Below are 12,684 nucleotides of genomic sequence, written 5' to 3' on the forward strand. Positions count from 1 at the left end.
ATACCCGTCGTGTCGATCGAATCGTCCCCGCGGACGACATAGGTCGCCGACACGGCGGATTGAAGGCTACTTCCGGCGCAATAGCCCCTGCCCCGCACGGATGCGCGTGCCCTCGGCAATCCCGTCGCAGAACGTGAAATCGCCGGGAGCAAGGATGATGATGGTCGAGCCGTGCTCGAACCAGCCGAGCTCCTCGCCTTTCTTCACCTTGACGTCGCACGGGAAATTGACCGGGCCGCGGCTCTGCGCATTGAGCACCATGTCGAGGAAGTGCAGCCGGATGCTCGCGACGAGAATAGCCGCCACCGGCACCAGCGTCACCGCCTCGCCGCTCGACAAATGCGTGCGGATCACCGCGCGCTCGTTCTTGCAGAACAGACGCTCGACCCGCTTCAGCGCGATCGGGTTGACGTTCCAGACATCGCCATGGATCAGCGTGACGCGCTCGATATGCGCGTCGTAAGGCGCATGGAAGCGGTGGTACATGCTCGAGGTCAGCCGCAGCGTGACGAACGAGCCGTTGCGATGCTGCTCGACCAAAGCGGGATCGCCGAGGAGGTCGAGCAGCGAATAGGGCGCGCCCTTGACCTGGAACAGCTCGGTATCGGCAATCCTGCCGTGGGCGCCGACGATACCGTCGGAGGGACTGGCGACGATCGCGGGGTCCGGTTCGTAAGGCCGCAGCCCCGGCTTCAGCTCCCGCGTGAAGCAGTCGTGCAGACTCTTGAATTGGGTCTTGCGCGCTTCCGACAGATCGAGGTCGGAGAACAGCTTCCACAGCGCGATCGAGCCGTCCCGCACCAGGGGATTCTCGATCTTGGAGAACCAGCCCATGAAACGGGTCAGCGCGGCGCGCGGAATGCGGTTGGTCAGCAGGAAATTGAGGTCTTCCTGCTGGGTGAAAGAGGCGATGAGGGCTTTGACTGTCATGAATCTGTCAGCAGGTAGGGTTAGCGCTTGTTGTCATGGAAACGACACTCCCGATTCTCTCATTGTCCGTGGCCGCCGCAGCGTCCGCTGCCGCCGCCTTCCCGAAGATCAAGGCGCGCATCGAACTCTCCCGCGCCAAGCACCGCTCGCTCTCCGGGCATTCCAAGATGTCGCGCCGAGTGGCGCGGCTGATCCCGTTCTACGAGTTCGAGGGCGACGACTATTTCGCCTGTGACGGCGCGCCGGCGAATGTCGCAGCGCAGCGCCACGACGGCTTCTTTCGCCTCGCCGGTCTCTACGCCGCGCGCTATGCCAAGGGCCGTGCGCTGACGAAGGAGGCGGCGGAACGAATCTCCGACCTGCAATTCACCGAAAGCTACCGCGTGCCGTTCCAGTTCTCCCGCCTCGTGCGTGAGAACCTGGGTACATCGAGCTTCATGCAGTCGTCCGACGGCGTCACCGTCACCGATCTCGACGGCAACGTCTCCTACGACCTCACCGGCTCCTACGGAGTCAACATCTTCGGCAACGACTTCTACAAGGAATGCATCGGGGAAGGCGAGAAGCGCGCCCATGCGCTCGGGCCCGTGCTCGGCCCCTACCATCCCGTGATCGCCGAGAACGTGACGCGGCTCTGCCAGATCTCGGGCCTCGACGAAGTCTCGTTCCACATGTCCGGCACCGAAGCCGTCATGCAGGCCGTGCGCCTTGCGCGCTACCACACCAAGCGCACGCACCTCGTGCGCTTCGCCGGCGCCTATCACGGCTGGTGGGGCGACGTGCAGCCCGGCGTCGGCAACCCCATTGCCGCGCACGAGACCTACACGCTCGCCGAAATGTCGGAGAAAACGCTGCACGTGCTGCGCACGCGGCGCGACATCGCCTGCGTCTTGGTCAATCCGCTCCAGGCGCTGCATCCGAATGCGAGCGCGCCCGGCGATTCCTCGCTGGTCGACAGCTCGCGCGGCGGCAACTTCGACCGTGACGCCTATGGCGCCTGGTTGAAGAAGCTGCGTGAGGTCTGCACCGAACGCGGCATCGTGCTGATCTTCGACGAGGTCTTCGTCGGCTTCCGTCTCGCTCCCGGTGGCGCCCAGGAATATTTTGGCGTGCGCGCCGACATGGTGACCTACGGCAAGAGCCTCGCCGGCGGCCTGCCGGTCGGCGTGGTCTGCGGTCGCAAGGACCTGATGCGCCGCTTCCGCGACGATCGTCCCGCCGACGTCTGCTTTGCCCGCGGCACCTTCAACTCGCATCCCTACGTGATGACGGCGATGGACGAGTTCTTGAGCCGGCTCGCCAGCCCGAACTTCCGCGCGATCTATGACGGGCTGGATGCGACCTGGAACGGCCGCGCGCAAAAGCTCAACCAGATGCTGACCGACGCGGACCTGCCCGTGCGCGTCGCCAACCTGTCCTCGATCTGGACGGTGAAATACACCGAACCGTCCCGCTACAACTGGATGCTGCAGTACTATCTGCGCGCCGAGGGCCTCGCCTTGAGCTGGGTCGGCACGGGACGCCTGATTTTCAGCCTCAATTACACCGACGCCGACTTCACCGAGGTCGCCGAACGCTTCGTCCGCGCCGCGGAGAAGATGAAAGCGGACGGCTTCTGGTGGCACGATGCTGGCCTCACTAACAAGCGCATCAAGCGGCAGATCCTGAAAGAGATGCTGGCCAAGCGCTTCCGGCGCTGAGGCTTTCGCTTCCACACCAATCACCATCATTCCGGGGCGGTCCGCAGGACCGAACCCGGAATCTCGAGATTCTCTGGTGCGCAACGGCGCACCAGAGTTCGGCTCTTCGAGCCGCCCCGAAATGACGGTACTCGAGGCAGCCCCCAAGACGTGGATGCCCGGGACGAGCCCGGGCATGACGCAACCTTTGGACATCGGAGTGGTTGGTGAGAGCCGCGCGCTCAGGCGTGCTGCTCGCTGAGCTCAGGCTCGGCGATGAAGCCCAGCGTGTGCTCGGGGACGAGATGCAGGCCCGGGTCCATCAGCTCGCCGCGCATGAGCGCGAGCGGCGCCTTGCGGTAGAGCATGAGGTCGTGGAACGGGTCGGTCAGGATCTTGGTCATCCAGACGAGGCCGGTCTCGACGTCGCGGATGAAGAACAGATGCACGGTGCGGAACAAGAGACCGCCGCCACCGACCACGAGCCAGATCTTGGCGACCTGCCGCACAAAGTCGCTCGCGCTGGCCCAGGGCGTGAACAGGCCGAACAGCGTCGGATCGGCGAACAGCACCAGCGGCGACAGGGCCCAAATCGCCATCAGCACCACCTTGCGCTGAAGGTTGTAGCCGACCTTGATCTCTTCCTTGTACTCGTGCGTCGCCTGGTTGATGTGGTCGTAATCGTGCGGCTCGAAGAAGAAGTGACCGGCCTGGCGCGAGGTCATCGAGACCAGCCAGCCGACCAGCGCCGAGATCATGGGATCGACGAACAGCCAGACATAAGCAAAGAGGAAGCTCAGCGCACTGACGAAGTGCAGGCTCTGATTGATGCGGCTGTGGTGATAGTAGCGGTGATCGTCCCAGCGCTGGATGCGCAGCTGCTCAAGGAATTCTTTGATCATTCTTTCCCCCAAAAGGCTTCGGGTCAGGAAATACAGGGATTCGATGTAGGGCGTGTGACATCATCATTTTGTCATGTGACGATGTGCGCGACGCGGTGACGCATGAACGCGTGGAGCCGTTTGGCTCAGGCCGCTTTGGCGACCTGAACTTTACGGAAGCGGACCAGCGAGAAATGGCCGAGCGGTGGAATCAGGCGGCGCTCGGCGAGCTCCATGCCATGCGCACTCGCGAGCCACTTCGCGTAGCGCGACCAGGCGAACTCGGCGGTGCGGAAGCCGAGGTGACGCACCACCGGCTGGAGTTTCTGCTCGATGAAGCGGCGCATGCCGGCGTCAGCGCTGACGCGGGTCAGGATGATCAATTCGCCGCCGGGACGCAGCACGCGGGCGAACTCGTCCAGCGCGACTTCCGGATTGGGCACGGCGGTGACGACATATTGCGCCATCACGACGTCGAAAGAATTGTCGGGAAATTCGAGCTTTTCGGCGTCCATCACCGCGAGGCCCTCGACGTTTTTCAGCTTCAGCTCCGAGACGCGGCGGCGCGCCTTGTCGAGCATGGCCTCCGAGATATCGGTGCCGAAGATGCGGACGTTCGGCGCATACAGCGGCAGCGAGATGCCGGTGCCGACGCCGACCTCGAGCACGCGGCCGCCGAGCTTGTTGGTCGCCGATATCGCGGCCTGCCGGCCCTTGGCGAACACCCCGCCGAACACGAGGTCGTAGACCGGCGCCCACCGGTCATAAGCCTGCTCGACCGTGCCGCGGTCGAGGTCGAGCTGCTGCGACTCTTCAAACTTCATGATCTTGGCCATTAGCAAAGTCCCGTTTGGTTCAGATGTTCATGGTCAGCCGCGTACCGGCCGCCGCGCCATGACGGGCGTCGGACGCAGCGAGCGGCTGGGCTGGAGTGAGGTGAGATTGCCGACGAACTGACGCGCACTGTTTTCCCAGGAGCGCGCCAGCGCGAAGTTGCGACAGGTCTCGCGCGACATGGTGAGCGCGCGCAGGCACGCGGCGCGCAGGTCATCGTCGATCGCGCCAATCGGATGATCGGCGATGACGTCCTTCGGACCGGTCACCGGAAACGCCGCAACCGGCGTGCCGCAGGCGAGCGCCTCGAGCTGCACCACGCCGAAGGTGTCGGTGAGGCTCGGGAATACGAAGACGTCGGCGGCTGCGAGATGCGCGGTGAGATCGGCGCCCTTCTTCTCGCCGAGGAAGACAGCGCCGGGATACTTCTTCTCGAGCTGCGCCTTCTGCGGGCCATCGCCGACGACGACCTTGGTGCCGGGCAGATCGAGCGAGAGGAACGCGTCGAGATTCTTCTCCACTGCGACCCGCCCCATCGCCATGAAGATCGGTCGCGGCAGGTCGATCGTGGCCGGACTATCGGGATGAAACAGCGTGGTGTCGACGCCGCGGGTCCAGAAGCCGAGCCGCTTGAAGCCGCGCTCGGAGAGCTCCTGCCGTAGCGACGGCGTCGCCACCATGGTCATGGCAGCGGCATCATGGAAGTGCCGCAGCACGGCGTAGCCGACGCTCACCGGAATGCCTGATCGCACCGAGACATATTCCGGGAAGCGCGTGGTGTAGGAGGTGGTGAAGGCAAGCCCGCGGCGGCGACAATAGGCGCGCGCCGCCCAGCCGATCGGGCCTTCGGTTGCGATGTGCAGCGCTTCCGGAGCCGTCGCCTCGATCCGCCGCGCGATCTCGCGGCCGCTCGGCAGCGCGATGCGCAGGCCCGGATAGGTCGGCAGCGGCAGCGACGGGAAGCCGTCCGGCGTCAGGAACTCGATCTCGACGTCGAGCGCCTTGGCGGCGGCGGCCAGCGAGGTCAGCGTCCGCACCACACCGTTAACCTGCGGATGCCAGGCGTCGGTCGCGATTAATACCCGCATGGGAAAATCCCGAGAGTTTGATGATTCTCGGCTTAGGACCATCAACGAAGGATATTTCAGGCGTGTGACGTCACAGAAGTGTCGGCCCACTGTTTTGTTCGTTAACGGGTCCGCATGGCCACGAAACTGTCATGAAACAATCCTTTCCGCGACGAAACCGTTTTCGGTTTTCCGCGCAAACGTCCCGAAACTTTTCGCCGCTACGAGTTTAGGCAACGGAGCACCGGTAGCGGTGCCGCGGTGGTCAAAAACACCGACCAAACAGGGGCGATCAATGTTCAATCTGGACACGTTCAAGACGTATTCGCGCGCCGTTGCCTTCGGTGCAGTTGCGATCTCCGCGATCGCGTTTGCCGGCCCGGCGCATGCCGCGCCCGTGCAGCTCTTCCCCTTCTTCGCGCCGCCGCCCGGCTTCGCCACGCCGCAGCCGCTGCAACCCTATCAGCCCTATCAGCCGGCGCCGTCCTATCAGACTGCACCGTCGGAAGATCAGGACAGCGTCGAGACGCCCGCCCGCTTTCGGCGCCAGGTCGTGAGCTATGCGACGCGCGAGGCGCCCGGCACCATCATCATCGATACGCCGAACACGTATCTCTACTACGTGCTCGGCAACGGCCAGGCCATGCGCTACGGCATCGGCGTCGGCCGTGACGGTTTCACCTGGTCCGGCGTCCAGTCGGTGACCAAGAAGGCCGAGTGGCCGGACTGGACCCCGCCGCCGGAAATGATTGCCCGCCAGCCTTATTTGCCGCGCCACATGGCCGGCGGTCCCGGCAACCCGCTGGGAGCCCGCGCCATGTATCTCGGCGGCACGGTCTACCGCATCCACGGCACCAACGCCCCCGAGACGATCGGCAAGCACGTCTCCTCCGGCTGCATCCGCCTGACCAATCAAGACGTCACCGACCTCTACTCCCGCGTCAACGTCGGCACCAAGGTCGTCGTGCTTCCGATGACCGACCGTCGCGCGGACCTCGGCAGCGCAACGCGCTAAGCGGCGAGACAAAAACGGCAATGCAAGCGGCTCCGGCAACCTCGGGGCCGCTTTCGTTTGCGCCGAAGATCGCGGCTTCCAAGCGTGCGCCGTCGTAGCCCGCATCGGCGGAGCGATATGCGGAGAGGCTCCCCGGGGTGTCGCTCCGCTCACCCGGGCGACAAGGTCAGCCGCCGAGCACGCGGTCGACCATCTGGCCGGAAAGGCCGAGATAGTTCGCGGGATCGCAGTGGCGGCGGATGGCATCGGCGCCGCCGAGCGCGGCCACGATCTCGGGAACGCCGGACAGGATGTCGGCGAGATCACCGCCGCCTTCGATCGCCTTGCGGCAGGCATCGTAGACGACGTCATGCGCATGCTGCCGGCCGAGCTTCGGCGCTGCGGCCATCATCACGGCTTCGGCGACGATGAGGCCGTGCGTCAGGCCGAGATTGGCGCGCATGCGATCCTCATGCACGACGAGGCCGGCCAGCATGAACTTCGCATTGGCAAGCGAGGACGCCGTGAGCAAAAAGCTCTCCGGCAGCGAGACCCATTCGAGATGCCAGGGACCGGTCGCGCGCTCGAAATCGTGGATCATGCCGTCGAGCATGGTCGCGACGTGCTGGCGCACGGCCTTGGCGGCGGCGAGCATCAGCTCGCTGGAGATCGGGTTGCGCTTCTGTGGCATGGTGGAAGACGCGCCGCGCCCATGCACGAAAGGCTCGGAGAGCTCGCCGAATTCGGTCGCGCACATCAGCATGACGTCGGTGGCGATCTTGCCGAGTGTGCCGGTGATGAGGCCGAGCAGCGTCACCGCTTCCGCAATGCCATCGCGCGCCACGTGCCAGGTGATCGGCGGCTGGTTGAGGCCGAGCTCCTCGCAGAACAGGCGTTGCATCTCGAGGCCGCCATCGCCAACCGAGGCGAGCGTGCCGGCCGCGCCGGAGAACTCACCAAGCAGGATGCGCGGCCGCGCCTGGTCGACACGCTCGATATGGCGGTCGATCGAGGACAGCCAGATCGCAACCTTGTAGCCGAACGTCACCGGCAGAGCCTGCTGCAGGTGCGTGCGACCGGCCATCGGCGTGTCGCGATGCCTGCGCGCGAGGTTGGCGAGAATCGCGCGCAGTTCCCTCAGGTCGCGCGCGACGATGTCGAGCGCGGCGCGGATCTGGAGCACGTTGGCGGTGTCCATGATGTCCTGGGTGGTCGCGCCCCAATGGACGTAACGGCCGGCCTCGCCGGCGGCCTCGGAGAGCTGATGCACCAGCGGCAGGATTGGATAGCCGACGATCTCGGTCTCGTGGCGGAGCTTGTCGAAGTCGAGCTTGATGCTGCGGGAGGCAGCATCGATCGCGGCCGCGGCATCCTTCGGCACGACGCCGGCACGGGCCTGGGCACGGGCGAGCGCAGCCTCGGCTTCCAGATAGCGGCCGACCAGCGCTTCATCCGAAAACACCGCGCGCATCTCGGCGGTGCCAAACATGTCGCGGAACAGCGTGGAATCGAAGACGGTGCTCGCCATGGGTTTCCTTCATTATGTTCGTGCATGAACGTATGCATCAACATAGTGGCATCAAGCGAAACGAGCGACAATCAGAGGTTGCCTAGATGCAATCCGTATGGTCAGGTTTGTTCTACGAGGAGCATCAGGATGAAAAAGACCGTTCTTGGCTATCGCGATCGCGCATCCGAGCTTCAGGGCATTCTCGTTACCGATGAGTCCGCCGCCAGCCGTCGTCCTGGCGTGGTACTGTTCCCCGACGCGCGCGGCATCGGCACGCATGCGATCGCGCGCGCCGAGCAACTGACCGCGCTTGGCTTTGTCGTGCTGGTGGGCGATCTCTATGGTGGCGGCAGGACGGCGCCGGACGTGCCGCAGGCGATCGAGCTGATGAACGGCCTGCGCGCCGATACCGCGCGCTGGCGCGAGCGGGCAGAGGCGGCACGGCTGGCGCTCGCCGGGCACAACACTGTCGACGCCACAAGGCTCGCGGCGATCGGTTATTGCTTCGGCGGCGGCACAGCACTGGAGCTGGCGCGGACCGGCGCCGATCTTGCGGCCGTCGTCAGCTTTCATGGCGGTTTCCCCAGCGAGCGGCCGGAGGATGCCGCGAACATCAAGGCGAGAGTCCTGGTGTGTCACGGGGCCGCGGACGCGCTGGTCTCGCTGACGCAGCTTGCGAATTTTGCGCGCGAAATGCGCACGACCAACGTCGACTGGCAGGCTCATGTCTATGGCGGCGCGGCCCATGGCTTCACCAATCCCGAGCTCATTGGTGAAAGCGTGCCGAACCACGCCTATCATGCCGACGCGGATCGCCGCTCCTGGGCCGCGATGCTCGACCTGTTCGAAGACGCCTTTGCAACGGCGATGCGTTGAATTGGAGGCGAAGCAGGACATGCCTTCAGCTGACCACAACACTGCCGCCGTCAGACTGCTCACGCCGGCGGACGCGGCGAGTTATCGACAGATCAGGCTGGAGGCGCTCGAAGCGCATCCAGGGGCCTACTCCAGCGTGTTTGTGCGCGAGAGAGACATGGCGCTTTCCTGGTTCGAGGAGCGCCTCGAAGCCTCTGACGTTTTTGGCGCCTTCATCGAACAGGAGTTGTGCGGCGTCGCCGGCTTTCGCCGGCAAGACGGGACGAAGACCGTGCACAAGGCGATGCTCTGGGGCATGTATGTGCGGCCAGCGGCGCGCCGCTTCGGTGTGGGACGTCGCCTCGTCGACGCCGTCGTGGCGCATGCGGCGCAACGGGTCGAACAGCTTCAATTGTCCGTCGTCAGCGACAACGAACCCGCCTTGCGTCTTTATGCCAGTGCCGGGTTCGTCGAATACGGCCGCGAACCGAAGGCGCTCAAGCAGGACGGCCGATATTTCGATGAGATCTTGATGAAGCTGTTTCTGGACGGGAGCAGCGGATGAATGAACCGCAACCAAGAACCCTGCTCGACGGCGGCAAGTATTTCGAGGCCCCGCGCTGGCATGCGGGGCGGCTCTGGTTCGTCGACTGCATGGCGCGCACCTTGCTCAGCATCGGCCCATCGGGCGACCGCACGGAACATGCCACCTTCGCCGACGACGTGCCTTGCGGCACGGGAGTTCTGCCTGATGGCAGGCTGGTGGTGCTGACCATGTTCCGCAAGCGCCTCCTGACATATGCAGACGGCGAGCTTTCGCTCTATGCCGATCTATCAGGCATCGCCACCGGCACGATCGACGACATGATCGTCGACGGACTCGGACGCGCCTATGTCGGTGATCTCGGCTTCAATCTTCCGCCGCCGCCCGGCCGCGGCGCCGATGGGCGCATCATCTTGGTGACGCCGGATGGCCAGGGGCGCGTCGTCGCCGAAGGGTTGCGCTTTCCCAACGGCATCGCGATCTCGGCCGGTCATGACAGGCTCGTCGTCGCCGAGATGGACGGCGAATGTCTCGCCGACTACGAGATCGCACGCGATGGCAGCCTGCTTCTCCGCCGCCACCTGGCTTGCGGGAAGGAACCGGACGGCATCTGCCTCGATCGCGACGGCGCCGTCTGGGTCGCGTCTTATGGCGAAGACGCCTTCATCCGGATCGATCGCGATGGACGCGAGCGGCAGCGCATCAACGTCCCCGGACGCCGCGGCATTGCATGCGCGCTCGGCGGCGCCGATCGCAGAACGCTGTTCTGCATCAGTGCGGAGACATCGCCGGAGGAGCTGAGGCAAGGGAAGTCGTCCGCGCGGATCGACGCTGTCGAGGTAGAGACACCCGGCTCGGGTTATCCCTGAGCCGCCACATTCATCGGCGCCGCCAACAGGCCGCGTCCAAGCCACACTCGAGCTCCATGCCCAGCTGCACCAAACAGGCTACCTGATCACCTCCCAGAAGATCACGACCTCCGCCACGAAGGCGAGCGTGAACAGGATGGTTCGCACATAGGGAACGCCGGCCAAGTAGACGACGGCGTGGGCAAGCCGCAGATAGAAGAAGCTTGCGGCGCAGAACGCGGTCGTCGCATTGGCCTGGCCCGCAAGTTGCGCGACGATGACCAATGCTGCAAACGGCGCGAACACCTCGATCGCGTTCAGGTGGGCGCGGTTGGCGCGCTGGCCCCATGCGGGCACCGGCCGCGGCAGAGCGGGATCGGCATAGTTCTTCGGCTCGAGCGGGCCGTTGGTCCTGACCTGGCAGACGATATAGGGAATCCACAAAGCGGCGGTCAGCATCGCCGTCACGGCCAGATATTTGAGGTCGGTCGTCATCTGCGCCTCCCGGAATGGATGCCTCCGGTCGCTGGATGCGGCCGGTCGGCCCTATCCAGACGTACGGGGCGGCGCCGGATCGACACCGCGGGCGGCTTTTCTTGATCACTGGATCGTGCGCAAAGGTGAGGTCGATCCGGCCGCCACGGTGCATCTCCGCCCGGTTTCGGCCACTCTGGCGCCGCGTTCCCCCGCCCTGTAGACTCGCAAGCCGGGGCCGGTTCGGGGGATTAATGCGTCTGACGTTGAACTTGAAGACTATTCTGATCGCGATCGCGGTGATCGCGGTGTCGTTTTTCGTGAGCCTGAAGGCCATGGACTGGTTGTCGCCGCGCGGCGCAGGGACAGCGCCCGCCGTCACTCCATTGCCGCCACTGCCGCCGGTCTCGAAAAGCTCGATCGTGGTGGCGCCCGTTGCAATCGCGCTGTCGGCGATCCGCGAAGCCGCCGACAAGAGCGCGGCCCGTAATTTCACTGGCAAGGCCGACAATCCGATCTCGCAGATCCTGCAGAACGCCGATATCGGCTGGACCGCCTCGCGGGGGCCGATTGCCGCGAGCGGCGACAAGGACGCGCTGACGCTGTCGACGCCCCTGACCGGAAAGCTCAACGTCACGGGATCGCTGTCCTCGAAAGCGACCGGCGCGCTCGGCGAGGCGCTCGGCAGCGTGCTCGGCAACAACGCCGCCAAGCAGATCGGCGCTGTCAACATCAAGAACCTGAATGCCAGTGCCGAGATCAAGGGCAACGTGGTCATCACCTCACGCCCGAAACTCGCTGCCAACTGGCACCTCGAGCCAAATCTCGGCGCGCAGGTCAATCTCGGCGACACCAACCTCTCGGTCGCCGGCGCGAAGGTCAACGTGCCGGCGCAGATCAAGCCGCTGATCGACAAGACCGTCAACGATCAGCTCAACGTGGTCGCTGAACGCATCCGCAACGATTCGAGCCTGCGCGACAATGCGAAAGCGCAATGGATCAAGGCCTGCCGCTCGATGCCGCTGCAAGGCTCGGGATCCTCAGCCGCATTGCCGCCGCTCTGGCTGGAGATGAAGCCGATCCGCGCGATCGCAGCGCAGCCGCGCGTCGATGCGCAGGCCGTGACGCTGCTGCTCGGCATCGAAGCCGAAACCCGCGTCACCACGAGCCAGACCAAGCCCGAGTGCCCGTTCCCCGAAAAGATCTCGATTGTGCCGCCGACCGGCACCGGCGTGAACATCGGCGTGCCGATCGATGTGCCCTTCACCGAGATCAACAAGCTCATCGCAGCTCAGATGGTCGGCCATATCTATCCGGAAGACGGATCGGGTCCGGCCGACGTTACCGTGAAGAGCGTCAACGTTATCCCCTCGGGCGACCGGCTCCTGATTTCGCTTCTGGTGCGCGCCAAGGAGAAGAAGAGCTGGTTCGGGCTGGGCGCCGAGGCAACCGTGCACATCTGGGGGCGACCGATGCTCGACCAGGCGCAGCAGACGCTGCGGCTCGCCGACATCCAGCTCGCGGTGGAGTCCGAGGCTGCATTCGGGCTTCTTGGTGCCGCGGCGCGCGCCGTGGTGCCGCATTTGCAGCAGGCGCTGGTGCAGAAGGCGACGCTCGACCTGAAGCCGATCGCCGCCAATGCGCGCGACAAGATAGCGGCCGCGATCGCCGACTACCAGAAGACCGAGGACGGCCTGCGCGTCGAGGCCAATATCGACAGCCTGACGCTCGCCGACATCGCCTTCGATTCCAAGACACTCCGCATCATCGCGGAGGCCGGCGGCTCGCTGAACGTGTACGTGACGAAGCTGCAGGGAATGTAGGTCTCTCCTACTCCCTCTCCCCGTTCTTACGGGGAGAGGGTTGGGGTGAGGGGCCGCTTCCACGCAAACGGAGGCAGATGGACTCGCGGAGAGTCCCCCTCACCCGCATCGCATCTTCGATGCGATGCGGCCTCGCCCCGCAAGCGGGGAGAGGCGAAGGAACAGCGCCAGCCCCTTCCCTTTTTGCATTCCGCTATGACGGGGAGCGCTTAGCTGCGGCCGCTGATTGCCGCTAGAACGGCTCC

General features: G+C 64.9%; 12 protein-coding genes. 6 read left to right on the top strand and 6 right to left on the bottom strand.

The features are described 5' to 3' along the window. Positions 1-66: 66 nt before the first annotated feature. Entirely contained in the window at positions 67-930 is an 864-nt protein-coding gene (gene asd, locus YUU_RS0110795) for an archaetidylserine decarboxylase (protein WP_027522375.1), read from the bottom strand. Positions 931-965: 35 nt separating this feature from the next. On the opposite strand from asd, the gene YUU_RS0110800 reads away from it, so the two are divergent. After that, complete coding sequence (locus YUU_RS0110800; protein ID WP_027522376.1) at positions 966-2,630, top strand: aminotransferase class III-fold pyridoxal phosphate-dependent enzyme; 1,665 nt, start codon at positions 966-968, stop codon at positions 2,628-2,630. Positions 2,631-2,851: 221 nt separating this feature from the next. On the opposite strand, the gene YUU_RS0110805 is transcribed toward YUU_RS0110800, so the two are convergent. The 3 genes from YUU_RS0110805 to YUU_RS0110815 form a co-directional block, all read right to left on the bottom strand. Further along, positions 2,852-3,511 (bottom strand): hypothetical protein, encoded by a 660-nt coding sequence (locus tag YUU_RS0110805; protein ID WP_027522377.1) that lies wholly within the window; start codon positions 3,509-3,511, stop codon positions 2,852-2,854. A gap of 125 nt (positions 3,512-3,636) precedes the next feature. Beyond that, entirely contained in the window at positions 3,637-4,326 is a 690-nt protein-coding gene (locus YUU_RS0110810; protein WP_027522378.1) for a methyltransferase domain-containing protein, read from the bottom strand. A 33-nt stretch (positions 4,327-4,359) separates the two neighbouring features. Then, positions 4,360-5,412 (bottom strand): glycosyltransferase family 1 protein, encoded by a 1,053-nt coding sequence (locus tag YUU_RS0110815; RefSeq protein WP_027522379.1) that lies wholly within the window; start codon positions 5,410-5,412, stop codon positions 4,360-4,362. Between the two features lie 274 nt (positions 5,413-5,686). Between YUU_RS0110815 and YUU_RS0110820 the strand changes: the two genes are divergently transcribed. Then, positions 5,687-6,406 (top strand): L,D-transpeptidase, encoded by a 720-nt coding sequence (locus YUU_RS0110820; RefSeq protein ID WP_027522380.1) that lies wholly within the window; start codon positions 5,687-5,689, stop codon positions 6,404-6,406. Positions 6,407-6,572: 166 nt separating this feature from the next. Here the strand turns inward: YUU_RS0110820 and pcaB are convergent, their stop codons facing one another. Beyond that, positions 6,573-7,913 (bottom strand): 3-carboxy-cis,cis-muconate cycloisomerase, encoded by a 1,341-nt coding sequence (pcaB, locus tag YUU_RS0110825; RefSeq protein WP_027522381.1) that lies wholly within the window; start codon positions 7,911-7,913, stop codon positions 6,573-6,575. 129 nt (positions 7,914-8,042) lie between these two features. Here pcaB and YUU_RS0110830 point away from each other — a divergent pair, with 129 nt between their 5' ends. The 3 genes from YUU_RS0110830 to YUU_RS0110840 are packed head-to-tail and all read left to right on the top strand — an operon-like array spanning position 8,043 to position 10,163. Continuing rightward, on the top strand, positions 8,043-8,771 hold the full coding sequence (locus YUU_RS0110830) for a dienelactone hydrolase family protein (protein WP_035661964.1): 729 nt from the start codon (positions 8,043-8,045) through the stop codon (positions 8,769-8,771). Position 8,772: 1 nt separating this feature from the next. Next, positions 8,773-9,315 (top strand): GNAT family N-acetyltransferase, encoded by a 543-nt coding sequence (locus tag YUU_RS0110835; RefSeq protein WP_245287990.1) that lies wholly within the window; start codon positions 8,773-8,775, stop codon positions 9,313-9,315. After that, entirely contained in the window at positions 9,312-10,163 is an 852-nt protein-coding gene (locus tag YUU_RS0110840) for an SMP-30/gluconolactonase/LRE family protein (protein ID WP_035661967.1), read from the top strand. Before YUU_RS0110835 ends, YUU_RS0110840 begins: the two co-directional genes overlap by 4 nt. A 78-nt stretch (positions 10,164-10,241) precedes the next feature. On the opposite strand, the gene YUU_RS0110845 is transcribed toward YUU_RS0110840, so the two are convergent. Further along, positions 10,242-10,637: an MAPEG family protein gene (locus YUU_RS0110845; protein WP_027522385.1), complete on the bottom strand. Its 396-nt coding sequence runs from the start codon at positions 10,635-10,637 to the stop codon at positions 10,242-10,244. A 233-nt stretch (positions 10,638-10,870) separates the two neighbouring features. Between YUU_RS0110845 and YUU_RS0110850 the strand changes: the two genes are divergently transcribed. Then, positions 10,871-12,439, top strand: a complete 1,569-nt coding sequence (locus YUU_RS0110850; protein WP_027522386.1) for a DUF4403 family protein — start codon at positions 10,871-10,873, stop codon at positions 12,437-12,439. The last annotated feature ends 245 nt before the right edge of the window (positions 12,440-12,684 follow it).

The sequence above is a fragment of the Bradyrhizobium sp. Ec3.3 genome (assembly GCF_000472925.1).
Classification (GTDB): Bacteria; Pseudomonadota; Alphaproteobacteria; order Rhizobiales; family Xanthobacteraceae; genus Bradyrhizobium.

Coding starts and splice junctions, on each gene's coding strand:
- asd (WP_027522375.1), bottom strand. CDS start 930: ATGACAGTCAAAGCCCTCATCGCCTCTTTCACCCAGCAGGAAGACCTC.
- YUU_RS0110800 (WP_027522376.1), top strand. CDS start 966: ATGGAAACGACACTCCCGATTCTCTCATTGTCCGTGGCCGCCGCAGCG.
- YUU_RS0110805 (WP_027522377.1), bottom strand. CDS start 3,511: ATGATCAAAGAATTCCTTGAGCAGCTGCGCATCCAGCGCTGGGACGAT.
- YUU_RS0110810 (WP_027522378.1), bottom strand. CDS start 4,326: ATGGCCAAGATCATGAAGTTTGAAGAGTCGCAGCAGCTCGACCTCGAC.
- YUU_RS0110815 (WP_027522379.1), bottom strand. CDS start 5,412: ATGCGGGTATTAATCGCGACCGACGCCTGGCATCCGCAGGTTAACGGT.
- YUU_RS0110820 (WP_027522380.1), top strand. CDS start 5,687: ATGTTCAATCTGGACACGTTCAAGACGTATTCGCGCGCCGTTGCCTTC.
- pcaB (WP_027522381.1), bottom strand. CDS start 7,913: ATGGCGAGCACCGTCTTCGATTCCACGCTGTTCCGCGACATGTTTGGC.
- YUU_RS0110830 (WP_035661964.1), top strand. CDS start 8,043: ATGAAAAAGACCGTTCTTGGCTATCGCGATCGCGCATCCGAGCTTCAG.
- YUU_RS0110840 (WP_035661967.1), top strand. CDS start 9,312: ATGAATGAACCGCAACCAAGAACCCTGCTCGACGGCGGCAAGTATTTC.
- YUU_RS0110845 (WP_027522385.1), bottom strand. CDS start 10,637: ATGACGACCGACCTCAAATATCTGGCCGTGACGGCGATGCTGACCGCC.
- YUU_RS0110850 (WP_027522386.1), top strand. CDS start 10,871: ATGCGTCTGACGTTGAACTTGAAGACTATTCTGATCGCGATCGCGGTG.